General features: G+C 72.2%; 20 protein-coding genes and 1 pseudogene. 7 read left to right on the top strand and 14 right to left on the bottom strand.

The genetic code is table 11. The features are described from left to right. Positions 1 to 90: 90 nt before the first annotated feature. A complete protein-coding gene (locus tag OHA58_RS25490) occupies positions 91 to 1,152 on the bottom strand; it encodes an ABC transporter substrate-binding protein (RefSeq protein ID WP_405481621.1) in 1,062 nt (353 codons plus the stop codon). Positions 1,153 to 1,852: 700 nt separating this feature from the next. On the opposite strand from OHA58_RS25490, the gene OHA58_RS25485 reads away from it, so the two are divergent. Beyond that, positions 1,853 to 2,983, top strand: coding sequence for a hypothetical protein (locus OHA58_RS25485; protein WP_405485169.1), 1,131 nt, complete (start codon positions 1,853 to 1,855; stop codon positions 2,981 to 2,983). Between the two features lie 45 nt (positions 2,984 to 3,028). Further along, positions 3,029 to 3,187, top strand: a complete 159-nt coding sequence (locus OHA58_RS25480; protein WP_405481620.1) for a hypothetical protein — start codon at positions 3,029 to 3,031, stop codon at positions 3,185 to 3,187. Between the two features lie 55 nt (positions 3,188 to 3,242). Here OHA58_RS25480 and OHA58_RS25475 read toward each other — a convergent pair whose 3' ends face one another. The 3 genes from OHA58_RS25475 to OHA58_RS25465 are packed head-to-tail and all read right to left on the bottom strand — an operon-like array spanning position 3,243 to position 6,208. Next, positions 3,243 to 4,211 carry a 3-oxoacyl-ACP reductase gene (locus tag OHA58_RS25475; RefSeq protein ID WP_405481618.1) on the bottom strand — a complete coding sequence of 323 codons (969 nt, stop codon included), beginning with the start codon at positions 4,209 to 4,211 and terminating at the stop codon, positions 3,243 to 3,245. A gap of 19 nt (positions 4,212 to 4,230) precedes the next feature. Next, positions 4,231 to 5,307 carry a Zn-dependent alcohol dehydrogenase gene (locus OHA58_RS25470; protein ID WP_405481617.1) on the bottom strand — a complete coding sequence of 359 codons (1,077 nt, stop codon included), beginning with the start codon at positions 5,305 to 5,307 and terminating at the stop codon, positions 4,231 to 4,233. Between the two features lie 46 nt (positions 5,308 to 5,353). After that, on the bottom strand, positions 5,354 to 6,208 hold the full coding sequence (locus OHA58_RS25465; RefSeq protein WP_326713252.1) for a MaoC/PaaZ C-terminal domain-containing protein: 855 nt from the start codon (positions 6,206 to 6,208) through the stop codon (positions 5,354 to 5,356). Positions 6,209 to 6,507: 299 nt separating this feature from the next. Between OHA58_RS25465 and OHA58_RS25460 the strand changes: the two genes are divergently transcribed. Genes OHA58_RS25460 through OHA58_RS25445 form a run of 4 tightly spaced genes read left to right on the top strand, consistent with a single transcriptional unit; the run spans position 6,508 to position 10,165 of the window. Continuing rightward, the gene (locus OHA58_RS25460; protein ID WP_405481614.1) at positions 6,508 to 7,479 is read left to right on the top strand and encodes an ATP-binding cassette domain-containing protein; all 972 of its coding nucleotides are present in this window, start codon (positions 6,508 to 6,510) and stop codon (positions 7,477 to 7,479) included. Further along, entirely contained in the window at positions 7,476 to 8,192 is a 717-nt protein-coding gene (locus OHA58_RS25455) for an ABC transporter permease (protein WP_405481613.1), read from the top strand. Before OHA58_RS25460 ends, OHA58_RS25455 begins: the two co-directional genes overlap by 4 nt. Positions 8,193 to 8,210: 18 nt before the next feature. Then, positions 8,211 to 9,494, top strand: coding sequence for a sensor histidine kinase (locus OHA58_RS25450; protein WP_405481611.1), 1,284 nt, complete (start codon positions 8,211 to 8,213; stop codon positions 9,492 to 9,494). A 38-nt stretch (positions 9,495 to 9,532) separates the two neighbouring features. Continuing rightward, positions 9,533 to 10,165: a response regulator gene (locus tag OHA58_RS25445; RefSeq protein WP_405485167.1), complete on the top strand. Its 633-nt coding sequence runs from the start codon at positions 9,533 to 9,535 to the stop codon at positions 10,163 to 10,165. 15 nt (positions 10,166 to 10,180) lie between these two features. Here the strand turns inward: OHA58_RS25445 and OHA58_RS25440 are convergent, their stop codons facing one another. The 9 genes and pseudogenes from OHA58_RS25440 to OHA58_RS25400 all read right to left on the bottom strand — a co-directional run bounded on the left by OHA58_RS25440 (position 10,181) and on the right by OHA58_RS25400 (position 21,460). Beyond that, positions 10,181 to 11,620 carry a DHA2 family efflux MFS transporter permease subunit gene (locus OHA58_RS25440; protein ID WP_405481609.1) on the bottom strand — a complete coding sequence of 480 codons (1,440 nt, stop codon included), beginning with the start codon at positions 11,618 to 11,620 and terminating at the stop codon, positions 10,181 to 10,183. Between the two features lie 84 nt (positions 11,621 to 11,704). Next, complete coding sequence (locus tag OHA58_RS25435; protein ID WP_405481607.1) at positions 11,705 to 12,895, bottom strand: lipid-transfer protein; 1,191 nt, start codon at positions 12,893 to 12,895, stop codon at positions 11,705 to 11,707. Between the two features lie 60 nt (positions 12,896 to 12,955). After that, positions 12,956 to 14,137, bottom strand: coding sequence for an acyl-CoA dehydrogenase family protein (locus OHA58_RS25430; RefSeq protein ID WP_405481605.1), 1,182 nt, complete (start codon positions 14,135 to 14,137; stop codon positions 12,956 to 12,958). 2 nt (positions 14,138 to 14,139) lie between these two features. Further along, a complete protein-coding gene (locus tag OHA58_RS25425; RefSeq protein ID WP_405481603.1) occupies positions 14,140 to 15,348 on the bottom strand; it encodes a CaiB/BaiF CoA transferase family protein in 1,209 nt (402 codons plus the stop codon). Then, positions 15,341 to 17,026 carry an acyl-CoA dehydrogenase family protein gene (locus tag OHA58_RS25420; protein ID WP_405481601.1) on the bottom strand — a complete coding sequence of 562 codons (1,686 nt, stop codon included), beginning with the start codon at positions 17,024 to 17,026 and terminating at the stop codon, positions 15,341 to 15,343. Before OHA58_RS25420 ends, OHA58_RS25425 begins: the two co-directional genes overlap by 8 nt. A gap of 17 nt (positions 17,027 to 17,043) precedes the next feature. Then, a complete protein-coding gene (locus OHA58_RS25415; protein ID WP_405485432.1) occupies positions 17,044 to 17,382 on the bottom strand; it encodes a hypothetical protein in 339 nt (112 codons plus the stop codon). A 248-nt stretch (positions 17,383 to 17,630) separates the two neighbouring features. After that, positions 17,631 to 18,098, bottom strand: a pseudogene (locus OHA58_RS25410) (MFS transporter); the annotation flags it as partial. Between the two features lie 207 nt (positions 18,099 to 18,305). Further along, the gene (locus tag OHA58_RS25405; protein ID WP_376262794.1) at positions 18,306 to 19,220 is read right to left on the bottom strand and encodes a LysR family transcriptional regulator; all 915 of its coding nucleotides are present in this window, start codon (positions 19,218 to 19,220) and stop codon (positions 18,306 to 18,308) included. 50 nt (positions 19,221 to 19,270) lie between these two features. Continuing rightward, positions 19,271 to 21,460, bottom strand: coding sequence for an acyl-CoA dehydrogenase (locus OHA58_RS25400; protein WP_405481599.1), 2,190 nt, complete (start codon positions 21,458 to 21,460; stop codon positions 19,271 to 19,273). Positions 21,461 to 21,681: 221 nt separating this feature from the next. On the opposite strand from OHA58_RS25400, the gene OHA58_RS25395 reads away from it, so the two are divergent. After that, positions 21,682 to 23,439: an MFS transporter gene (locus tag OHA58_RS25395; RefSeq protein WP_405481598.1), complete on the top strand. Its 1,758-nt coding sequence runs from the start codon at positions 21,682 to 21,684 to the stop codon at positions 23,437 to 23,439. Here the strand turns inward: OHA58_RS25395 and pepE are convergent. Next, a complete protein-coding gene (pepE, locus tag OHA58_RS25390) occupies positions 23,402 to 24,130 on the bottom strand; it encodes a dipeptidase PepE (protein WP_405481597.1) in 729 nt (242 codons plus the stop codon). The two genes, OHA58_RS25395 and pepE, sit on opposite strands and share 38 nt — an antisense overlap. Between the last annotated feature and the right edge of the window lie 62 nt (positions 24,131 to 24,192).

Raw genomic sequence — 24,192 nt, 5'->3', positions numbered from 1 at the left:
TCCCTCCATGCCCCGTCGGCCCTGGCGCACGTACGGCCGCGGCCGGGGGCGGTACGGGCTCACGTACCGCTACCGGCCAGCGACAGTCGGCTACTTGACGAGGTAGCGGTGCAGGTCGTCGAGGACCTGGTTCGCGGCCGTGACGCCGAGCCCCAGGTACCAGGTCTCGTCCGGGACGTCCTTGGCCTGTCCGCTCTTCACCGCGCCGAGCTTCTTCCACAGCGGGTTGCCCTCGGCGGTGGCGCGGTCGGTCTTCTTCGCGTCCCCGTAGACACCGGTGAAGATCCAGTCGGCGTCGGCCTGGTCGATCTTCTCCGGGCTGACCTCCGTGGCGAGGTCCACGACCTGCTGATTCTTGGGGCGCGGGATGCCGGCGTCGTCGAGGATCGTGCCGATGAAGGACGCCTTCGCGTAGAGGCGGATCATGCCGGGCATGTAGCGCAGCATCGTGACGGTGGGCTTCTTCTCGCCGATGTCGTCGCCGAGCTTCTTCGCCTTCTTCTCGTACGCGGCGAGGTTCGCCTTGGCCTCGGCGGTCTTGTCGAGGGCGGACGCGTTGAGGAGGTAGTTCTCCTTCCACGTGAAGCCGGGGCGGATGGAGAAGACCGTCGGGGCGATCTTGGAGAGCTGCGGGTAGAGCTTGGCGGCGCGCAGCTCGCTGCCGAGGATCAGGTCGGGGTGGAGATTGGCGATCGCCTCGAGGTTGAGGGAGTTGATCGTGCCGACGTCCTTGGGGGTGCCCGCCGTCTTCTTCAGGTAGGACGGGACGCCGTCGTCGCCCTCGGTGGGGGCGTAGCCGACGGGCTTGACGCCGAGGGACGCGACATTGTCGAGCTCGCCGACGTCGAGAACGACGACCCGCTTGGGCTGCGCCTTTATCTCGGTCTTGCCCATGGCGTGCTCGATGGTGCGCGGGAACTGGCCGGCCTTGGCGGTCGTGCCCATCTTCGCGGTCTGCGAGGCCGCCTTGGCGAAGTCCTCGCCGCCCTGGGCGACGGCCTTGGAGCCGCTGCCGTTGTCGGACTTGCCGGAGCCGGCGGACGAGCCGGAGCCCGAGTCGCCCGACCCGCAGGCCGCGAGCGACAGGGCGGCGGCCACGGCGAGGGCTACGGCGGCGGTGCCGCGGGTGCGAGGGCTTGTTCGCAGGGCCATGGGTGTTCCAGCTCCGAACTTCGTGGCGTCAAGGCCGCCTTAGGTGTGGTTAGGCAAACCTAACATCAGGCACTTCCGGACGTGCCAGCACATCCGACCCACCCCTTTCAGGCAGATACGGACATGGCCACCCTTTGGTGTGAAGCCTGAGCCGCGAGTGCCACGGCAGCGCGTGCGAAAACTAGCTTCGGCTCGGACGAACCGGAGGTGAGTGATCCCCATGACGGCCTTGGCGATCGAGCCCACGACGGAGCCGGACAGCGGACCGGGCCCGGCGCGCGGACCGGCCCCGGACAGCGGAAACGATCCGGAGAACGGAAAGGACCCGGACCCGGAGCCGGGCGGGGCCCCGGAGCGGGAGGACGGGCAGGCGCGGGAGAGCGAGCGCGCCACCGAGTACGGGCGGGCGCCGGAGAGTCGGCCCGCCACGGAGTACGGGCCGGCCGGGGACACCGGCCCCCAGCCAGGCGGCACCCTGGGACCGGCGTACGCGCCGGCCCCGGACACCGGCCCATCCCCAGTGAGCGCGCAGCCCTCTGGCCCCGGCCGAGCCCCGGTGAGCCCGCAACCCCCTGGCCCCGCTCCAGCCCCAGTGAGCGCGCAGCCCTCTAGTCCCGGCCAAGCCCCCGTGAGCCCGCAACCCCCTGGCCCCGCTCCAGCCCCAGTGAGCGCGCAGACCCCCGATCCCGGCTCAGCCCCGGTGAGCGCCCCCGAGCCCGCTCCCCCCACCCCCCGCCCCGCCTGTGTCATCACCGCCGACGGGGCCTACGCCGCGCGGCTCGCGTCCGACGGCACGTCCTGGTTTCCGGAGCGGTGGACCCTGGACGGGCCCGAGCCGTACGCGGTGCCGTTGCCGGGGAACCAGCCGGAGGAGCCCGGGACCGAGGTCGTCCCGATGGGCGACGGGCGCGTCCTCATCCGGCGCATGGTGGACGGCCGGCACTCCTTCTCGCTGCTGTACCCGACGGGCCCGCGAACGGGCGAGGTGCCTCTCGGGGCGGTGAGCGGCGGGGAGTTGACGATGCTTCCGCCGGCGCCGGGCGGCAGATGCGCGTACGCCATCGCCGTGGGCGAGCGGTCGACGGGCGTGTGGATGGTGGCGGGCGGGGCGTTCGGGCCCGAGTTCCTGGCCGAGGTCCCGGGGCGCTGTTCGGGCGGGGTGTGGCTGGACCGTGCGGGCCGGATGCTGGCGCTCGACCGGTCCCTCGACGGGGGTCCTGTCAAGACTGTCGCGGTGGACCTGGGGCGGGGCGGCGAGGTCACGCCGCTGCTCCAGATCGCGGAGTCCAGCGCGGACCGGCTGGTGCTCGCCGATCCGGACAGCGGGCTGCTCCTGATCCGCTCGGACGCGCCGTCGCCCGGCCATGAGCGGCTCGGCTGGGGCGTGTTGGGCTCGACGCTGCCGGTGCGCTTCCCGGAGTGTCTGCGCCTGACCGACTGCGCGGTGACGCCGTTCGCGATCCAGCCGGGTCAGACGCTGATGCCGGAGAGCTGTGCGGTGGCGCTGCGGATCGACGGCGCCGCGGGCACCTGGCTGGGCCTGTGGCGGCCCGCCGAGCGCCAGATGCATCAACTCGCCGCCCCGCAGGGCTGGCTGGCGGGCACGGGCCTTTGGACGCGCGACGGTGAGCTGCAACTCCCGTACGCCACCGAGTCGGTGCCCTGTGGGGTCGCGCGCACGTCGGTCCCGGAACCCGTCGAGGAACGGGCCCCGCAGACGGTGCCCGAGCCGCCCTCGGCGGCCCGTCCCGTCCCGCTCCAGCAGGCTCCTCTCGCCGGTCTCATGCGACGCGCGGCAACCGCCGGGACACGGACGGCACCCGCCGGTTAGACTCGCCCGGCTGTTTGAAGGATCTTGTTACGGGGTGAGTTTTCGATGGCCGAGACGATGAACGCGGAGATGACCACGACGGAGTCCAGGGAGGCGGCGGACCGGTCCGCCGGTCCCGGCCGGCACCGTGGTGGCGTGTCCTCGCGCGATGAGAACGCGGTGCCGCACGGGCGGCACCGAAAGGTCCAGTCCGAGCAGGGCTGAACGGCATGACGGAGGGGCCCGGAACCACATGGTTCCGGGCCCCTCCGTCATGGGGTCAGGCGTGTTTGAGGCCGAGCACCTCGGCCGCGGCGAACGTCTCGTTCGGCGGCCGGTCCGCGTAGTGCGGGGTGAGCAGCGCGTCCAGCTCCTCGTAACTGAACGCGTCCTTCGCGGTGTCGAACTTGGCGGAGACCTTGGGGCGTTCGACGACGGCGACCATGCCGCCGTGCACGACGAGCAGCTGGCCGTTGACGTTCCCGGCGGCCGGGGACGCGAGGTAGCCGACGAGCGGGGCAACGTGTTCGGGTGCCAGCGGGTCGAGCTCGCCGGCGCCGGGCTCCGCACCCCTCTTGATCGGATAAACGGCCGCGAAGACGTCCTCGGTCATACGGGTGCGGGCGCGGGGGCAGATGACGTTGGACGTGACGCCGTACTTGCCGAGGGCGAGGGCCGTGGAGGTCGTCAGGCCGACGATGCCGCCCTTCGCCGCCGCGTAGTTGGGCTGTCCGGCCGAGCCGGCGAGGAACGCCTCGGACGAGGTGTTGACGATGCGGCCGTAGACCGGTGCGCCCGCCGCCTTGGAGCGTGCGCGCCAGTGGACGGACGCGAAGTGGGTCGTGTTGAAGTGGCCCTTGAGGTGGACGCGGATGACCGTGTCCCACTCGTCCTCGCTCATCGAGAAGATCATGCGGTCGCGCAGGATGCCCGCGTTGTTGACGAGGATGTCGAGTTTTCCGTACGTGTCGACGGCCAACTGGACGAGTGTGCGGGCCTGTTCGTGGTCGGCGACGTCGCCGAGGTGGGCGACGGCCTGCCCGCCCGCGGCCCGGATCTCGGCGGCGACCTCCTCGGCCGGGGTGGCGTCGGCGCCGCCGGAGCCGTCGCGGCCCGGCTGTCCGAAGTCGTTGACGACGACGCTCGCGCCGAGCCGGGCGAGTTCGAGCGCCTCCGCCCGGCCGAGGCCGCGGCCCGCGCCGGTGACGATCGCGGACAGGCCCTGAAGCGGCAGTGACTCTGAAGCCATCGGGGATCGGGGTCCTCTCTCAGATTTCGATGCAGGTGCGCAGCGCGGTGCCCGACCGCATCTGGTCGAGGGCTTCGTTGATCTCGGCGAGCTGCACGCGGTGCGTGATGAGGCTCTCCAGGTCGATGCGGCCGGCCCGCCACAGGGAGATGGCCCGCTCGTAGGAGGTCAGGACGTCGCCGCCGCCGTACATGGACGGCAGGATCTTCTTCTCGTCGAAGAACAGCTCGAACATGTTGAGCTGGAGGAAGTCGTCGAGGGCGCCCGCGCCGACGATGCACAGGGTGCCGCCGCGCCGCGTCGTCTCGTAGGCGGTGCGGGCCGTGGCGGACTTGCCGACGACCTCGAAGACGTAGTCGAAGCCCTCGCCCGCGGTGATGCGCTGCTTGGCGTCGCCGAGGGCGTCGGGTGCGACGGCCTCGGTGGCGCCGAACCCGAGGGCAGCCTCGCGGCGTGAGGCGACGGGGTCGACGGCGACGATCTGCGCGGCGCCCTTGAGCCGGGCGCCCTGGATCGCGGAGATGCCGACGCCGCCGCAGCCGATGACGGCGACGGACGAACCGGCTGCCACATCCGCGGTGTTGATGGCGGCGCCGAGCCCGGTGGTGACGCCGCAGCCGATGAGGGCCGCGATGTCGAAGGGCACGTCGTCGGGGATGGGCACGGCGCAGCCCGCGTCGACGACGACCTCCTCGGTGAAGGTGCCGGTGCCGGCGAAGCCGAAGACGTCACCGCCGGGGCGCTTGAAGTTGGGGGTGCCGGCGTTCATGAACCCGGCGAGGCAGAGCTGGGTCTGGCCGCGTTTGCACGCCGGACAGGCGCCGCAGGCCGGGAGCCAGCAGACGAGGACGCGGTCGCCGGGCTTGACGTTCGTGACGCCGTCGCCGACGTCGAGGATCTCGCCTGCGCCCTCGTGGCCGGGGATGAAGGGGGCGGGCTGCGGCAGCACGCCGTTCATCGCGGACACGTCGGAGTGGCACAGTCCGGTGGCCCTGACCCGGATCTTCACCTTGCCGGGGCCGAAGCCCACCGCCTCGACGTCGTCGAGTACCTCGAGTTTGTCCTGGCCTATCTCGTGCAGTACGGCTGCGCGCATGGCGTGCGGCTCCTCTCCCGAAGGGTCCCGATGGGTCTCGAAGGGGTCAGGCGTGTTCGACGATGGTGTCGGCGAGTACGGGTGCCTCGTCCCGCTCGACGGCGGTGACCGTGACCTGGATCCGGCCCTCGGAGCGCCACATCCGGATCCGCAGCGTCTCGCCCGGGAAGACGACTCCGGTGAACCGCGTCGCGTAGGACCGCACGCGGGACACGTCGCCGTCGAGGAGCGTGTCGACGACGGCCTTGAGCGTCATGCCGTACGAGCACAGGCCGTGCAGGATGGGCCTGTCGAAGCCGGCGAGCTTGGCGAACTCCGGGTCGGCGTGCAGGGGGTTCCAGTCGCCGGAGAGCCGGTACAGGAGTGCCTGGTCCTCGCGGACGGGGCGGTCGACGGTGCGGTCGGGTTCGCCGGTGGGTGCTTCGAGGCGGGTGGACGGTCCGCGGTCGCCGCCGAAGCCGCCCTCGCCGCGGACGAAGATCTGCGCGTCGCTGGTCCACAGGGGGCCGTCCGCGTCGGCGACCTCGGTGCGCAGGACGAGGATGGCGGCCTTGCCCTTGTCGTAGACGGCGGCGACACGTGAGGTGGAGGTCGCGCTGCCCTTGACGGGGATGGGGCGGTGCAGTTCGACGGTCTGCCCGCCGTGCAGGACGTGGGCGAGGTTGACGTCGATGCCGGGGGCGGAGAGGCCGCCGACGACGCCCATTCCGGCGCCGGCGACGGTGGCGAAGCTGGGCAGGACGTGCAGCCGGGACTCGAGGGTGTAGCGCAGCTCGTCGGGGTCGGTGGCCGGGGTGCCCGCGCCGAGGCCGAGGTGGTAGAGCTGGATGTCCTTGTGGTCCCAGGTGATCTCGGCGGACCGGGGTTCGGCGGCTACGGCCTTGGCGGCGTCGATCGGCATCAGACAGAGACTCCTTGTGCGGGAAAGACCTCGGTGCGGCCGTCCGCACCGTCGGTCGCACCGAGGTCGTTGCTGGGCCGGAGGAACTCTGGTGGAACGCCACGCGCCCGTTCTAGAACGCGTTCCAGTCCGGCGATCCCATGTATAGCCAAGACCGCGGCAGTTGTGAAGACTCCTGACGCCATGTCAGATCCGGTGCGCGTGCGGCCGGGCGGGCGGGCGGCCGTGACATTTGTACTGCCCGGCTCCGTACAACCGGCATCTGCCGCGCCCGGCCCCCGGCCCATAGCGTCCCTGTCATGACGAAGACAGACGGGACACCGGTGGCCGTGTCCTTCACGGGGGCGGTCAAGACATTCGGCGCGGTGCGCGCCGTCGACGGGGTCGATCTGGAGATACGGCGCGGCGAGACCGTCGCGCTGCTCGGCCGCAACGGCGCGGGCAAGTCCTCCACGATCGCCCTCCTGCTCGGCCTGGACACCCCGGACGAGGGCACGGTCTCGCTCTTCGGCACCACGCCCGAGCAGGCGGTGCGTGCCGGTCAGGTCGGCGCGATGCTCCAGGAGGGCCGCGCGGTCCCCCGGGTCACGGTCCGTGAGCTGGTCTCCTTCGTGGCGGGCCGCTACCCGGCGCCGATGCCCGTCGCCGACGCGCTCGCGCTGGCCGGCATCGAGGAGCTCGCGCAGCGGCGCGTCGACAAGCTGTCCGGCGGACAGACCCAGCGGGTCCGCTTCGCCGTGGCCCTGGCCGGGAACCCGGCCCTGCTCGTGCTCGACGAGCCGACGGCCGCCCTGGACGTGGAGGCACGGCACGCGTTCTGGACGTCGATGCGGGCCTATGCGCGCCGCGGCCACACGGTCCTCTTCTCCACGCACTACCTAGAAGAGGCCGACGCCCACGCCGACCGGATCGTGGTCATCGACCACGGCAGGGTCGTCGCGGTGGGCTCCGGCGAGGAGCTGAAGCGGGCCGCGGGCGGCAGCCTCGTCTCGTTCGACCTGGCCGGGCGCGGCACGGAGGGCCTGTCGCTGCTGCCCGGAGTGACGGCCGTGGAGATCCGGGGGGACCGGGCCAGGCTGCGTACGGACGACTCGGACGCGACGGTGATCGCGCTGGCCGGGCTGGACGCGATCCGGGGCCTCGAGGTCGCGCCGGCCTCGCTCGACGACGCGTTCATGGCGCTGACCAGTGGTTCCGACGGCCGTCCGGGCAGCGGCTCCGACAACCGCACCGGCAGCGGTTTCGACACGGATCTGGAGACGGTTCGATGATCGACTATCTGAGGCTCGAAGTGCGCAGGACCCTGCGCGACACCGGGTTCGTGATCTTCGGGGTCGGGATGCCGGTGATGATGTACCTGCTGTTCACCAACCTCGGCGAGAACGACCCCGAGTGGAAGACGATCTCCATGGTCGGGATGGCCGCGTACGGCGCGGTGGGCTCGGCCCTCAGCACCGGCGGCGGGGTCGCCGAGGACAAGACGATCGGGTGGCTGCGGCAGCTGCGGGTCACCCCGATGACGCCGCGCCAGGTGGTGGCGGGCCGGGCCCTGACGGGGTCCGTGACGGTGCTGCCGTCGATCGCGGCGGTGCTCCTCGCGGGCGGACTGGTCAACGGGGTGCGGCTGGACGTGTGGCAGTGGGCCGCCGTCGCACTGCTGCTGTGGCTCGGCTCGATCCCCTTCACCCTGCTCGGTCTCGGCAACGGCTACCGGCTGACCGCGCAGACCACGGGTGTCGCGAACATGGTGTGCAATCTGGGGCTCTCCGTCCTCGGCGGTCTGTGGTTCCCGATCGCGCTCTTCCCCGGGTGGCTGCAGTCCGTGTCGTCGTACACACCGACGAACCGGTTCGCGCAGCTCGGTACGGCGGTGGCCGACGGGCACGCGCCGTCGGCCGCCGCGGTCGCGGTGCTCGCCGCCTGGCTGCTGGCCTTCGGTTCGTACGCTGTGGTGTCGTACCGCAGGGCCGCGCGGACCGTCTGAACGGGGAGCTGGGGAACCATGTCCTGGAAGCACCGAGTCACCTGCCGGATGGTCGAGCTGCGGGACGCCCGCCAGGAGTGGAAGGCGGACCGGGACGTGTGGAAGGCACAGTGGCGGGCCCGGGACAAGGGCGCGAAGAACAGCGGGGCGGCTGCGGAGGGCGGGCCCATGGGTCCGCCGCCGAACGGATTCGCGCTGCTGCCCTGGCTCCTGATGGGGCTCGGCGCCTTCTCGAACCTCCTCCAGGGCAAGACGGCCAACCCCTGGATCGGCGGCATCGGCCTGTTCGTCTTCAACAGCCTCTACGTCTCGGTCGTGTTCCAAGCCTTCGACAAGAGGCGGCGCGAGGCCCGCTACACGCTCCTGGCGCTGATCGCGATGGGCCTGCTCACCTGCGGGCTCGCCATCGCCTACGGCGGCAGCTGGCTGATGTTCTTCCCGCTGCTCGGCCTCGCGGCGGGCGCGGTCGTGCGGGGCCGCCGCCTCGGCCAGGTCGCCCTCGGCCTGAGCGCGCTCGCCGGGACCATCGGCGGTCTCAAGGAGGGCTGGGACGCGCTCAACATCGCCTACGGCACGTTCCTGTCCACGATGGTGACCGCCGCGATCCTCTCCCTGGCCGAGGCGGTACGTGAACTGCGCGCCGCCCGCGAGGAGTTGGCGCACCGCGCGGTGGAGCAGGAGCGGCTGCGGTTCTCCCGCGACCTGCACGACCTGCTCGGGCACACGCTGTCCGTGATCGTGGTGAAGTCGGAGGCGGCCCGCCGGCTCGCGCACCGCGACCTCGACGCGGCGCTCACACAGGTGTCGGACATCGAGTCCGTCGGCCGGCAGGCGCTGACCGAGATCCGCGAGGCGGTCACCGGCTACCGCGAGGGCAGTCTCACCACCGAGCTCGACCGCGCCCGCTCGGCGCTCACGGCGGCCGGGATCGAGCCCGTCGTACGCCAGTCGGGCCCGCCGCTGGCGGCGCAGACGGAGGCGCTGCTCGGCTGGGTGGTGCGGGAGGCGGTCACGAACGCGGTGCGCCACAGCGGGGCGGCGCGCTGCGAGATCTCCGTGGACGGCACCCCGGAGCGCGTGCGGCTCCGGGTCCACGACAACGGGCGCGGCGCCGCCGCCGAGCCCCCGGAGCCGGGCATCGGCGGTACGGGCCTGCGGGGCCTGACCGAACGCCTCGGCGCGGCAGGCGGCTCCCTGGAGGCGGGCCCGGCCGCGCGCGGCTTCACGGTGACGGCGGAACTCCCGGTCCTGCCGGGCGAAGTGGAGTCGGACGCGATGCTGGAGCCGGAACGCGCAGGGTGACGGCGCGCGGGGCGCTCTACCCTGGGCCCGTGAACGAGATGCCCCAGGACCACCGGCCCGCGAAGTCCGTACGAGTGCTCCTCGCCGAGGACCAGGGCATGATGCGGGGCGCTCTCGCGCTGCTGCTCGGCCTGGAGGAGGACATCGAGGTCGTCGCGCAGGTCGCGAGGGGTGACGCGATCGTCGGGGCGGCGCTGGAGACACGGCCCGACGTGGCGCTGCTCGACATCGAACTGCCAGGCCGCAGCGGCCTGGACGCGGCGGCCGACCTGCGCGAGGAGTGCCCGGACTGTCGGGTCCTGATCCTGACGACGTTCGGCAGGCCGGGCTATCTGCGCCGGGCGATGGAGGCGGGCGCGGCCGGATTCCTGGTCAAGGACGGTCCGGTGGAGGATCTCGCGGAGGCGGTCCGGCGGGTCCTGCGCGGCGAGACGGTCATCGACCCGGCGCTCGCGGCGGCCGCGCTGAGTGCGGGCCCGAACCCGCTGACGGCCCGCGAGTGCGATGTCCTGAAGGCGTCGGTGGACGGCGCGACGGTCTCCGACATCGCGGGCAAGCTGCATCTGTCGGAGTCGACGGTGCGCAACTATCTGTCCTCGGCCATCGGCAAGACAGGGACCCGTAACCGCATGGAGGCGATGCGGGAGGCGCGCCGGCAGGGGTGGCTGTGACGGCCTCCCGGTCCCTCAGCTCGCCGTCTGCCGGGCCTCCTTCGCGCGCGGCATCCACGTCACCAGCAGGACCACCGCCACCAGCAGGATCCCCGCACCCCACTGGAACGCCGCCGCGTACCCGTCGGTGAGGTCCTCGGCCCCGGTTCCCCCGCCGGAGCGGTCGGCCGCCACGGTCGACAGGATCGCGAGGCCCAGCGAACCGCCCAGTGTCCGCGAGGTGTTGACGAGTCCGGACACCAGACCGGCGTCCCCGGGCGCGGCCCCCGATGTGGCGAGTGAGGCCAGGGGCGTCATCGCGAGCCCGGCGCCCGCCATCATCACCATGCCCGGCAGCATGATCGCGGTGACGTAACTGCCGTGCGGGCCCATCGTCGACTGCCAGGTGAACCCGGCGGTCGTGACGAGTACGCCGGACACCGCGACGGCCCGCGCGCCCGCGCGGCGCATCAGGCGCGGGGCGAACTTGGATCCGGCGACGACGGCGAGCGAACTGGGCACGAGGGCGAGGCCGGCCTCGATCGGGGTGTAGCCGAGGACGTTCTGCGCGTAGAGGGTCATGAAGAACCACATCGCGAAGCTGCCCATGCCGCACACGAACATCGCCGCGTTGGCCGCCGCGACCGCGCGGACCCGGAACAGGCCGAGCGGCATCAGCGGCAGCCGCGTGCGCGCCTCGACGGCGAGGAACGTCACGATCAGCGCCAGGGCGACGCCGAGCGGCACCAGGGTCGCGGCGGCGCCCCAGCCCTCGGCCTCGGTCTGCACGACGCCGTAGGCGAGGGTCGCGGTGCCCGCCGTGACGAGGACGGCGCCCGGCAGGTCGAGGCGCCGCTCGCCGCCCGCCTTCGACTCCTGGATCCAGCGGGCGACGGCCGTGAACACCAGGGCGCCCAGGGGGACGTTGATGAGCAGCACCCAGCGCCAGTCGAGGCCCTCGGTGAGCACGCCGCCGACGAGGCCGCCGGCCGCGCCGCCGCCCGCCCCGACGGCGGTCCAGGTCGCGATGGCCCGGGCGCGGGCGGCGCCCTCCGGGACGGCGGACGTCAGGATGGTGAGCGTCGACGGCGCGAGGACCGCGGCACCGAGCCCCTGGACGGCCCGGGCGGCGAGGAGCTGCCAGCCCTCCTGCGCAAGGCCGCCCGCGAGGGAGGCGAGCGTGAAGAGCCCGAGCCCCACGAGGAACATCCGCTTGCGCCCGAACAGGTCGCCGGCCCGGCCGCCGAGCAGCATGAACCCGGCGAACGCGATCGAGTAGGCGTTGACCACCCATTGCAGCCCGGTGGCACTGAGCCCCAGGTCCGCTCGCATGGACGGCAGGGCGACATTGACGACGGAGACGTCGAGGACGACGAGGAACTGTCCGGCGCAGGCGGCGGCCACGACGAGCCAGGTGGGCGGCGCGGCCTTGCGGGCTATCGCGGTGTCGACAGGGGCTTCAAGCATGAGTGTCATGGTCTCAGGCCGCTGTCGGTCCGTACATCAGGATTTCGGCGCATCCGGCGCTGGTCCGCGAGGACTAGGACCTGTCCCCATGGCCTAGGACCTGCGCAGCATCGTGACCACGGCGGCGCCGCCGAGTCCGATGTTGTGGGCGAGTCCGACGCGGGCGTCCGGGACCTGTCGCGCACCGGCCTCGCCCCTCAACTGCCAGGTGAGTTCCGCCGCTTGGGCGATGCCGGTGGCGCCGAGCGGGTGACCCTTGGAGATGAGGCCGCCCGACGGGTTCACGACCCAGCGTCCGCCGTACGTCGTCGCGCCGTCCTCGACGAGCTTGCCGGAGGCTCCCGGCGCGCACATGCCGAGCGCTTCGTAGGTGAGGAGTTCGTTGACGGAGAAGCAGTCGTGCAGCTCGATCACGTCGATGTCCTCGATGCCGAGCCCGGACGCCTCGTAGACGCGGGTGGCGGCGGCGCGTGACATGGGCTGTCCGACGACGTCGATGCAGGAGCCGGAGGCGAAGGACTCCCCCGTGTCGGTCGTCATGGCCTGAGCGGCGATCTCGACGGCCTTGTCGCCGAGGTCGTGGCGTTCGACGAACCGCTCCGACACGACGACGGCCGCCGCCGCGCCGTCCGAGGTGGGTGAGCACTGGAGCTTGGTGAGCGGCGCGTGGATGGTCTTCGCGGCGAGGATCTCGTCGACGGTGTACGGGTCCTGGAACTGGGCGTACGGGTTGTTCACGGAGTGCCGGTGGTTCTTGGCCCCGACGGCGGCGAGCTGGGCCTCGGTCGTGCCGTACTTCTCCATGTGCTCGCGGGCCGCGTCGCCGAAGATCTGGGCGGTGGGCGGGGACATCTCGAAGCCGTGCTTCGCGGCCATGATGCCGTAATGCCGGGCGACGGGGGATGTCTTGAAGTCTCCCCCGTCGGCTCCCCCGCCGAGCGCGCCGCGCTGCATCTTCTCGAAGCCGAGCGCCAGCACGCAGTCGTTGATGCCGCCCTCGACGAACTGCCGGGCGAGCATCAGCGCGCTCGATCCCGTGGCGCAGTTGTTGTTGACGTTGTAGACGGGGACGCCGGTCAGGCCGAGTTCGTAGACCGCGCGCTGCCCGGCCGTCGAGGCCTGGAAGCAGTAGCCGACGGGGACCTGCTCCACGTCCTCGTACCCCACACCGGCGTCCGCGAGGGCGGCCGCGCCCGCCTCCTTCACCATGTCCCAGTACTGCCAGTCACGACTCTCGGGCTTCTCGAACTTGGTCATTCCGACGCCGACTATGTACGACCTCATGGCTGTGGAACCCTCCTGCCACTATCTGACGATGTGTCAGATAGTGGCAGGAGCAGCCTCTTAACGGAAGGCCGCGTGACCCGTGAGCGCCTGACCGAGTGCGAGCGTGTGCATCTCGGTCGTGCCCTCGTACGTGAGCACGGACTCCAGGTTGTTGGCGTGACGGATCACCGGGTACTCCAGCGAGATGCCGTTGGCGCCGAGGATCGTGCGGGCGGTACGGCAGATCTGAATGGCCTCACGGACGTTGTTCAGCTTGCCGAAGCTGATCTGCGCCGGGTGGACACCGGCGGGCGAGTCCTTCAGGTCGGCCAGGCGCAGCGCCGTCAGCGTCGCCTTGTGCAGTTCGAGCGCCATGTCGACCAGCTTCTGCTGCGTGAGCTGGAACGCGGCGATCGGCTTGCCGAACTGCTCGCGCTGGCCCGCGTAGTCGGCGGCCGCCTGCCAGGCCGAGCGCGCGGCGCCGGTGACGCCCCACACGATGCCGTAGCGCGCCTCGTTCAGGCACGTCAGCGGCGCGCCCACGCCCCGCGCCTCGGGCAGCAGGGCGGACGCGGGCAGGCGCACGCCGTCGAGGACCAGCTCGCTGGTCACACTCGCCCGCAGCGACATCTTGTGCTTGATCAGCGGTGCCGAGAAGCCGGGGGTGTCGGTGGGCACGACGAAGCCGCGCACGCCGTCCTCGGTCTGCGCCCACACGACGGCGACGGCCGCGACCGAGCCGTTCGTGATCCACATCTTGCGGCCGTCGAGGATCCAGTCGCCGCCCTCACGCCGGGCGCGCGTCGTCATGGACGACGGGTCGGAGCCGTGGTCGGGCTCGGTCAGGCCGAAGCAGCCGATGGCCTCGCCCGCCGCCATGCGCGGCAGCCACTCCTGCTTCTGCTCCTCGGAGCCGAAGCGGTGGATCGCGAACATGGCCAGCGAACCCTGCACGGACACGAAGGAGCGCAGACCGGAGTCCGTCGCCTCCAGCTCACGGCACGCGATGCCGTACGCGCGGGCCGACATGCCGGCGCACCCGTAGCCCTCCAGGTGCATGCCGAGCAGGCCCATCTTGCCGAATTCGCGGGCGAGTTCGGGCAGGGCGGGCAGCTCCCCGCTCTCGAACCACTCGGCGATGTGCGGCTCGACCTTGTCGTCGAGGTACTGGCGGACCGTGTCGCGCACGGCCCGCTCCTCGTCGGTGAAGAGCGCTTCGAGGTTCAGCGGGTCGACGGGGTCGAGGGCGGCGAACGGCATGATCAGGCTCCTTGAGGGTGGTCGAGCAGGCGGTCGATGGCGGACTCGTCGTAGCCGAGTTCGGTGAGTATGTCCCGGCTGTGCAGGCCGAGGGTGGGCGGGGCGGTGCGCACCGCGGGGCGCTCGCCGCGGAAGGTGACGGGGAACGCGACCTGCTGGAGCGGGCCCACCTCGGGGTGGTCGACCTTCTGCACCATGCCGAGCGCCTCGGTCTGCGGGCAGTCGTAGACCTCGTCGAGGGTGCGGATCGGCGCGACGGGGACGCCGCGCGGCTTCAGCAGGGCGCACCAGTTGGCCACGGTGTCGTCGACGAGGACGGACTCCAGCTTGGCGTTGAGGGCCGTGCGGTGCGTGACGCGGGCGCGGTTGGTGGCGAAGCGCGGGTCGTCGGCCCACTCCGGGTGGCCGAGCGCCTCGCTCAGCTTGCGGAAGAGGCCGTCGCTGCCGACGGCGATCACGAAGTGCCCGTCGGACGCCGGGTAGGCCTGGTACGGGACGAGGCTCGGATGGCCGGAGCCGAGGCGGGTGGGGCGTTCCCCGGTGGCGAAGTAGCCGGTCGCCCAGTTGATGTGCAGGGCGAGCTGGGACTCGTACAGGGAGGTCGTGACGTACTGGCCGTGGCCCGTGCGCTCGCGTTCGACGAGTGCCGCGTTGACGCCGATGAGGCCGAAGAGGGCGGCGCCCAGGTCACCCATCGCGTAGCCGGCCTTCACAGGCGGTCCGTCGGGTTCGCCGGTCAGGGACATCAGGCCGGCCGACGCCTGGGCCACCATGTCGTAGCCGGGCTCGTCGCGCAGCGGGCCCGTGTCGCCGAACGCGGAGATGTGCAGGATGACCAACCGCGGGTAGCGCTCGCTGAGTTCGCGGTAGTCGAAGACGCGGGCGAGCGAGCTGCCGGGGCGGAAGTTCTCCACCATCACGTCCGCGTCGGCGAGCATGCGGTGGACGGCCTCCTGCCCCTCGGGGGACTTGAGGTCGAGGGTGACGGAGCGCTTGTTGCGGTTGGCGGCCAGGTAGTAGGTCGCGTCGGGGCCGTTGAAGGGCGGGCCCCAGGCGCGCGTCGGGTCGCCGCCGTCGGGGTGCTCGACCTTGATGACGTCGGCGCCGAGGTCGGCGAGCGACATGGTGACGTAGGGCCCGGCGAGGATCTTGGACAGGTCCACGACCTTCATACCGGCCAGCGGTGCGGCGGGGCGGGGCTGCTCAGCCATGTGCGGCGGGCTCCTTCACAGTGTTCTCCTTCGCCGGGGTCTCCTGCGCCGGGGTGGGCGCGACCCGTCCACCCTCGGCCAGTTCGGCCAGGTGGTCCAGTGCGGCGCGGGGCGGGGTGTCCGGGTCGTCGAGGAGCGCGGTGCAGGTGCGGGCGACGAGGAGGGCGCGGCCGTTGCCGGTGGTCTCCGTCTCGTGGGCGGCCTGGTCGTACAGGAGGGTCTCCATGACGGCGCGCGTGAGCTCGTCGGCGTACCGGCCGATCCTCATCTCCTGCTCGTCGGCGGGGAGTTCGAGGAGGGCGTCGCCCTTCTTGTGCAGCAGCTCCCAGCGGCCCCGCGTCTCGGCGCGGCCACCGTACGTGTCGGCGAGGGTGCGGTGGGCCCCCTGGCGGCACATGCAGCGCAGCACGTCGAGCGCGATGACGTTCGAGGAGCCCTCCCAGATGGAGCCGAGGTGCGCGTCGCGCACGAGCCGGGGGTTGACCCAGTCCTCGATGTAGCCGTTGCCGCCGCGGATCTCCATGGCCTCGCCGGTGACGGAGCGGGCGCGCTTGCACAGGGTGTGCTTGGCGAGGGGGGTGAGGACACGGACCAGGTCGCGGGCACTCTGGTCGCCCTCGTCGGCGGCGGTGAGCCGGACCGCCGCCTCCAGGACGAGCGCGAGCGCCCCCTCCGTGTCGATGATCATCGGCAGGAGCGTGGCCCGCATCAGGGGCTGCTCGAAGAGCGGCCTGCCGAAGACGCGGCGTACGCGGGTGTGGTCGACGGACTCGCGGACGGCGCGGCGCATCAGGGCCGTGGCGCGCATGGCGTTGGACAGGCGGGAGACGTTGAGCATCTCGGCCATCTGCCGGAATCCGTCGGTGAGTTGGCCGACCGGGGTCGCGTATGCCTCTTCGAGGGTGACCTCGCCGCTCGCGATGGACTTCGAGCCGAGCTTGTCCTTGAGGCGGTCGATGCGGATCGCGTTGCGGGTGCCGTCGGGGCCCAGGCGCGGGACGAGGAACATGCCGAGGCCGCGGGTGCCCTCGCCCTGGCCGGGCACGCGGGCGAGGGTGAGGATCACGTCGGCGCCCGGGTTGGACGCGAACCACTTCTTGCCGGTCAGGGTCCAGTGCGTGCCCTGGTCGGTGGCGACGGTCTCCGTCAGGCCAACGTCGGTGCCGCCCTGCTTCTCCGTCATGAACATCGCGCCGGTGGCCCGCAGTCCGGGGTCGGTGGAGGAGAGCGCGGCGATCTCGGCCGCGTACCGCTCGGGGTCGAACAGGCGCAGGATGCGGGCGGCCGAGTCCGTCATCGACAGGGGGCAGGCCATGCCGAACTCGGACTGCACGTAGAGGTAGGACAGGGCGTACTTGACGGTGTGCGGGACCTTGGACGGCCAGCCGTGGACACCGGGACGGTGCGACATCGCGGCGAGCCCGAACTCCTCGTAGGCGATGGCGGCGGCGCGGTCGTGGGCCGGGTGGTACTCGATCTCGTCGACGCGGTCGCCGCCGGGGGCGTACTGGACGAGGCGGGGCGGGTTGGCGTCGGCGAGTGCGGCCTGCCGGTCGAGGTCGCCGGCCGCGAGCGCGCCGAGTTCGGTCAGGAGCGGCTCGACGCGGGCGCGGTCGTCGGCGGACAGGACACGGTCGAGCAAGGGGCGCAGAGCGGGGTCGCGGTCGGCGTAGTTCATCGGGGGATCACTCCGGGTCAGGCGTGGGAGGCGGTGCGGGTGGTGACGGCGGCCGGCTCCGGCGCAGCGGCGGTGCGGGCGAGCAGCGGCAGGACACCGACGAGGGTCACGAGGGTGTAGCCGAGGCCGAGCGCGACGACGGGCCAGATCGAGCCGGTGGCGTTGAGCAGGTACTGGGAGACGATCGGCGCGGTCCCGGCGAACAGCGTCGTGCACAGCTGGTACGAGAGGGACATGCCCGTGTAGCGGACCTCGACGGGGAAGACCCGCGCGAGGATGCCGGCGAGCGCCGCGTAGTACATGGCGTGCGGGAAGGTGGCGAGGCCCATGCCGAGCGGGCGGGCCTGTACCTGCACGCCTGCGCGCCGTTGCAGGTTGTCGCAGTCAGCGGGCGCGAGTTTCGTCGTGGCTGGTCGCGCAGTTCCCCGCGCCCCTGAGATGCGCACTTCGTGCGCCATCCCAGGGGCACGCGATGGGGCAGCGGCGCCTGGCGCGCGTGAGCGGTCACCCGCATCTCCGGGCTCTCGGCGAGCTTCAGCCGGAGCGTGGCGAGGAGGTTGCCGACCGGCGAGCCCTGCTGGGCGAACGCCCCGTACAGGAACTTGCGCTTGGGCGGGGCGTACTCGGTGGCGATGAGGACGGCGCCGCCCCACTCGCCGCCCATCGCGACGCCCTGGATCATGCGCAGCAGCACGAGGAGGACGGGCGCGGCGGCGCCGATCTGGGCGTAGCCCGGGAGCAGCCCGACGCAGAAGGTGGCGGCGCCCATCATGGTGAGCGTGGTGACGCGGGCCTTCTTGCGGCCGTAGCGGTCGCCGAAGTGCCCGAAGATCAGGCCGCCGAGGGGGCGGGCCAGGAAGCCGACCCAGAAGGTGGCGAAGGCGGCGAGGCTGCCTACGGCCGGCGAGGCCTCGGCGAAGAAGATCTTGCCGAGGACCAGAGCGGATGCGGAGCCGTAGATGTAGAAGTCGAACCACTCGATGGTGGTCCCGACGAAGGCGGTGACACCGGCGCGGCGGGCGTCACGGGCCTGGGTTGCGCTGACCCCGGGGACTGGGGCGTCGTGCTGCATGACGAGCGTCCTCTCGTAGCGGCATCCCGCTGGGGAGGGGACGGGCCGGAGGGGGCGGGGCCACCGAGCGGCCGGGGCCCGTCCACGCTCCACGCCCGGCGCTCATCGCTCCGTCGCGAGACGTGGATCACTCTGCACCCGCTCATTAGGATGTGTCCAAGACCAATACCGGGCTCCAGTCAGACGTCATCCGTCAAGATGGGAGCGTCACGCGCCGGCGTCGGGCGCGTCCGGGGGCGTCGGCAGGACGTCCTCCGCCACGCGCAGGACCGCCTGGAGCGGTGCCGAGCGGTTTCCGGTGCGCCAGCCGAGGGCGATGGGGAGCACCGGCACGTCGTCCCCGACCAGCGGGCGGAACACGACGTGTTCCAGATGGATGGCGCGTGCGGACGCCACGACCACCGCGAGCCCGACGCCCGCCCCGACGAGCGCGAGCATGTTGTACGAGTCCGGCGCCTCCTGCGCGATCCGCGGCGCGAACCCGGCGTCGTGGCAGGCCTGCACCATGGCCTCGCGCACGGCCGAGCCACGGGCGACGGGGAACGTCACGAACGGCTCGTGCGCCAGCTCGGCGAAGTGGACCTCGTCCTGCCGGGCGAGCGGATGGCTGTCGGGCAGCGCGAGGACGAGGCGCTCCATCCGCACGACGCGCGCGGTGATCCCGCGCCGCACCGGGAGCGCCACGAACCCCACGTCGAGGGACCCGTCCGCGATCCTCCCGAGCGCCTCGCCGGTATAGGTCTGGCCCTCCAACACCAGCTCGATACCGGGAAGTTCGGAGTTGACGGCGCGGGTGAGCAGCGGCAGCGCGGAGTAGCTGCTGGCCCCGGCGAACCCGACGGTGACCCGCCCCACCTCCCCGAGGTGCGCGGCCTGCACGGTCCTGCGCACCGCCGAGGCCTCGGCGAGCAGATGCCGGGCGGGCCCGAGCAGCGCGTGCCCGGCGGCGGTGAGCCGCACGGTCCGGGTGGTGCGGTCGAACAGCTTGACGCCCAGATCCCGCTCGAGCAGCTTGATCTGCTGGCTGAGCGGCGACTGCGCGATGTGCAGCCGTTCCGCTGCGCGGCCGAAGTGCAGCTCCTCGGCGACGGCGACGAATCCTGAGAGGTGTCTGAGCTCCACGCGGCGACGATACGGCCCATGGGCGGCCCGGACGCCGGCGAGCCCGGGCCTCAGTCGCGAGGCAGCCCCAGGATCCGTTCCGCCACCACGTTCAGCTGCACCTGCGTCGTGCCGCCGGCGATCGTCAGGCAGCGCGACATCAGGAACCCGTGCAGCGCCCGCTCCCCCGCCCCCTCGCCGAGTGCGCCCTCGGGGCCGAGGAGCTCCAGCGCGAGTTCGGCGACCTTCTGCTGGTGCGGCGTCTGCACCAGTTTCCGTACCGACGCCCCCGGGCCGGGCTCCGCGCCGGCCACCTGCCGCATCGTCGTGCGCAGCCCGATGCAGGCCAGGGCGTGCGCCTCCGTGGCGAGCGCGCCGATCCGCGCCCGGTACGCGCCGTCGAGTGTTCCGGCGCGGGCGATCAGTGCCTCCAGGCCCGTGTCGAAGGTCAACTGGTCGGCCATGTGGACCCGTTCGTTGCCGAGCGTGTTCCGGGCGACGCGCCAGCCGTCGTCCACCTGCCCCACCACGGCGTCCTCGGGGAGCAGCACGTCGTCGAAGTACACCTCGTTGAAGAGCGAGTCCCCGGTGATCTCCTTCAGGGGCCGTACGTCGATGCCCTCGGTCCGCTTCATGTCGACGACGAAATAGGTGAGCCCCTTGTGCTTGGGGGCGTCCGGGTCGGTGCGGGCGAGCAGGATCCCGTGGTCGGCCCACTGGGCGGCGCTCGTCCACACCTTCTGCCCGTTGACGCGCCAGCGCCCGTCCTCGGTGCGCTCGGCCTTCGTCCGGAGTGAGGCCAGGTCGGAGCCGGCGCCGGGTTCGGAGAACAGCTGGCACCACAGGACGTCGCCGCGCAGGGTGGGCAGGAGGTAGCGGTCCCGCTGCTCCGGGGTGCCGTAGGCGAGGAGCGAGGGGACGACCCAGGTCCCGATACCGAGGTCGCTGACGCGGACGCCCGCGGCGGCGAGCTCCTGCTGGACGGCGAGCTGCTGGACGGGGCCCGCGCCGAGGCCGTACGGCTGCGGCAGGTGCGGCGCGGCGTAGCCGGTGGGTGCGAGGGCGCGGCGGGCCGCGGCCGGGTCGAGGCCGCGTATCCCCTCGACGGCCTCGCGGGCCCGCGCCCGGAACGCCTCCGCCTCCGCGGGCAGCTCCAGGCGCAGCTCGCGCCGCGCCCCGCCCTCCGCGAGCCGCACCGCCCGCAGCCGGTGCGCGTCCCCCGCGCCCAGCAGCTGCCGCGCGACGACGGCCCGCCGCAGATACAGATGCGCGTCGTGCTCCCAGGTGAACCCGATCCCGCCGAGGACCTGCACACAGTCCTTGGCGCAGGAGTACGCGGCATCGAGCGCGGCCCCGGCGGCGAGAGAGACGGCCAGCTCACGCGCCGCGACACCGTCCGGCCCGTCAGCGGCTCCCTCCGCCGCCCGTGCCGCGTCCCACACCAGCGCCCGCGCCTGCTCGACCCGCACCAGCATGTCCGCGCACAGGTGCTTGATGCCCTGGAACTGCCCGATCGGCCGGCCGAACTGTTCCCGGACCTTCGCGTACTCCGCCGCCGTGTGCAGCGCCCACGCCGCGACGCCGCACGCGTCGGCCGCGAGGACGACGGAGGCCAGGTCACGGACGGTGGCCGTGTCGACTGCGAGGATCCGGGCGGCCGGCACCAGGGCGCCCCGGGCGGTGATCTCCGCGGTGGGGCGTGTGGGGTCGGCGCTCTCGTGGACGCGGCTACTGAGTCCGGCGGTGCCCGTGTCGACGGCGACCCACACGGTCCCGGTCGCGGACTCGGCGGCCAGGAGGAGCAGGTCGGCGTCGCCCCCGGACAGGACGGGCGGCGCCGCCCCGTCGAGGACGAGCCCGTCGGACACGGTGACGGCGGTCAGCGTTCCCGTACCGAGGGCGACGGCGCCGATGCGGTCTCCGGACGCGAGGGACGCGGCGAGGCCGGCGGCCCCCGCGTGGCGCAGGACCAGCGAGGCGGCGGCGTTGGCCGCGAAGGGGCCGGGCAGCGCGGCCCGTCCCGCCTCTTCGAGGACGACCGCCAGGTCGACGAGGTCGCCGCCCCCGCCGCCGCACTCCTCGGGGAGATGGAGGCCGAGCAGCCCCTGGCCGGCGAGTCCGTCCCAGTGGGCGGGGCGGCCCACGGGGGCCGCGGGGGCGTCGAGCAGTTTGCGCACTTCCTCGGGCGGTACGGCGCGCGCGAGCCAGCCGCGCACGGCGTCCGACAGCTCCTCTTGCTCCTGCGTGATCGCGATGCCCATGCGGCGCACGGTAGAACACGTTTCAATCTGACGGAAGGTCAGAAGCAGATTCCGCGAGACCCGGGCGCGTAATCAAAAGGTAAAGACCGTCAAGACTTCCCCTTGTACGACGCCCGTCGGAATAGTCGCCCCAGGTAACGGGTTCAGCTTGCACGTACCCGACGCGCGAAACCCGCCGCCCGCGCGACGCCTGAACTCTCTGCCTCCGGAGGCACTACGTAATGACGCAGACGACCCAACGGCCGACCGCGCAACGCGGAATACGCGGAGTCGTCCCCGTACTCGCCTTCGCCGGCATCACCGTCGCGGTGATGCAGACGCTTCTCGTACCGGTCATCAAGGACCTCCCGGTCCTGCTCGGCACCGCCCCCTCCAACGCGACCTGGGTCATGACCTCGACCCTTCTCGCGGGCGCCGTCGCCACGCCGATCATGGGCCGCCTCGGCGACCTCTACGGCAAGCGCCGGATGCTCCTCACGAGCCTCGCGGTCATGGTCGTCGGCTCGCTCGTCGCGGGCTTCACCAGCGATCTCCTCGTGATGATCGTGGGCCGCGCCCTCCAGGGCTTCGCCATGGGCGCCATCCCCCTCGGCATCGGCCTGATGCGCGACGAGCTGCCGCGCGAGAAGCTCGGGTCCGCGATGGCCCTGATGAGCTCCTCCATCGGCGTCGGCGGCGGACTCGCGCTCCCACTGGCGGCCCTCGTGGCCCAGCACGCCGACTGGCACGCCCTCTTCTTCGGCGCGGCGGGCCTCGGCGTCGTCTCGATCCTGCTCACCCTGTTCTTCGTCCCGGAGAGCTCCGTCAAGGCCGAGGGCAGTTTCGACGTCCTCGGTGCGCTCGGCCTGTCCGCCGGACTCGTCCTCTTCCTGCTGCCGATCACCAAGGGCAGTGACTGGGGCTGGACCGACCCGATGACGCTCGGCCTGTTCGGCGCGGCCTTCGTCGTGCTCGTGCTGTGGGGCGTGATGGAGCTGAAGCTCAAGGCCCCGCTCGTGGACCTGCGCACCACGGCCCGGCGCGAGGTGCTCCTCACCAACCTCGCCTCGATCATGGTCGGTGTCGCGTTCTACGCGATCTCGCTCGTCCTGCCGCAGCTCCTCCAGCTACCGAAGGCGACCGGCTACGGCCTCGGCCAGTCGATGGTCGTCGCGGGTCTGTGCGTGGCGCCGCTCGGCCTCACGATGATGTTCACGGCCCCCGTGTACGCGCGCCTCTCGGCGAAGTACGGCCCGAAGACCACCCTGATCCTCGGCATGCTGATCATCGCGATCGGCTACGGCGCCGGCCTCGGCCTGATGAGCGCCGCCTGGCAGACCATCGTCATCTCGGTGGTCGTGGGCGCCGGCATCGGACTCGCGTACTCCTCGCTGCCCGCCCTGATCATCGGCGCCGTCGACGCGTCCGAGACGGGTGCGGCCAACGGCCTCAACACCCTGATGCGGTCCATCGGCACCTCGGTGTCGAGCGCCGTGATCGGCATGGTCCTCGCCAACACGGCGAACCACGTCGGCGGCGCGGCCGTGCCCACCATGCACGGTTTCCGCGTCTCGTTCCTGATCGCCACCGCCGCGGTCGCGATGGGTGTCCTGCTCGCCGTCTTCCTGCCGAAGCAGCGCCAGGCGACCAAGCCGCAGCTGCGCGCCAGCAGCGAGGAGGACGCGGCGCTGGAGCGCGCCGAGGAGGAGCTTGGGGGATTCCGCGGCCAGGTCCTCGACGCGGCGGGCCTGCCCGTCGCCCGGGCCAAGGTCACGCTGATCGACCGGCGCGGCCGCCAGGCGGGCGCCGCGCTCACGGACCACGAGGGCCGTTACGCCCTGGAGGTCCCGGCCGGCGGCTCGTACGTACTGGCCGCCACCGCCTCCGGGCACGCGCCGCGGGCCTCCGCGGCGACGCACCACGGCGAGGACCGGCCGGTCGACGTCGACCTGGCCCTTGAGCTCATCGCACAGGAGAGTCGAACCGCGGCTCGCAGCTGAGCAGTTCGGAGACATCGGAGCCGACCGGCAGCTCCTTCGGGGACGCGTCGCGGGTGAAGAGGCGGGCAGCACGCTCGCCCTGAACCGCGGCGCGTTCGCCGTTCACCCGCAGCCAGGACCCCTCGCGCAGGCCGAGCACCGGCACGTCGTTCTCCTCGAGGAACTCGGTGAGGCGCTCCTCGCGGGTCTCGCCCTTGTGCGTGGAGGCCGGGTCCGGGTCCAGGTAGTGCGGGTTGATCTGGAAGGGCACGAGGCCGAGCGCCTCGAACGACGGGGGCTGCACGATGGGCATGTCGTTGCTCGTGCGCAGGCTGGGCGCCGCCATGTTCGTGCCGGCGCTCGCACCCATATAGGGCAGGCCACCGCCGACCGCCTTGATCAGGGCGTCGCGCAGGCCGGTGCGGTACAGCGCGCTCAGCAGCCGGAAGGAGTTGCCGCCCCCGACGAACACGGCGTCGGCGGCGGTGAGTTCGGCCACCGGGTCGTCGCCCTCGTGCACACCGCGCACGCCGATCCCGGCGCCTTCGAGCGCGCCGCGCACCCGGCCCGTGTACGTGTCGTGGTCCGCGAGGGCGTACGGCACGAACGCGAGACGGGCCTTCGGGGGCAGGAAGCCGCTGACGGTGTCCAGGGCGTGGGCGAGGTAACCGCGGCCGTACTGGGTGGAGTTGGAGAGCAGCAGCAGGTTCAAGGGAGTAACTCCTCGGGGGTGGCTCGGCACTTCAGGGCCGGGGGGCAGGGCTGGAGGGCTTC

It is taken from the genome of Streptomyces sp. NBC_00009, from assembly GCF_045040855.1.
Lineage (GTDB): Bacteria > Actinomycetota > Actinomycetes > Streptomycetales > Streptomycetaceae > Streptomyces > Streptomyces aureus.
Note: the sequence above shows the minus strand (reverse complement) of the source record. Positions and strands in the feature narration are given on the sequence as shown.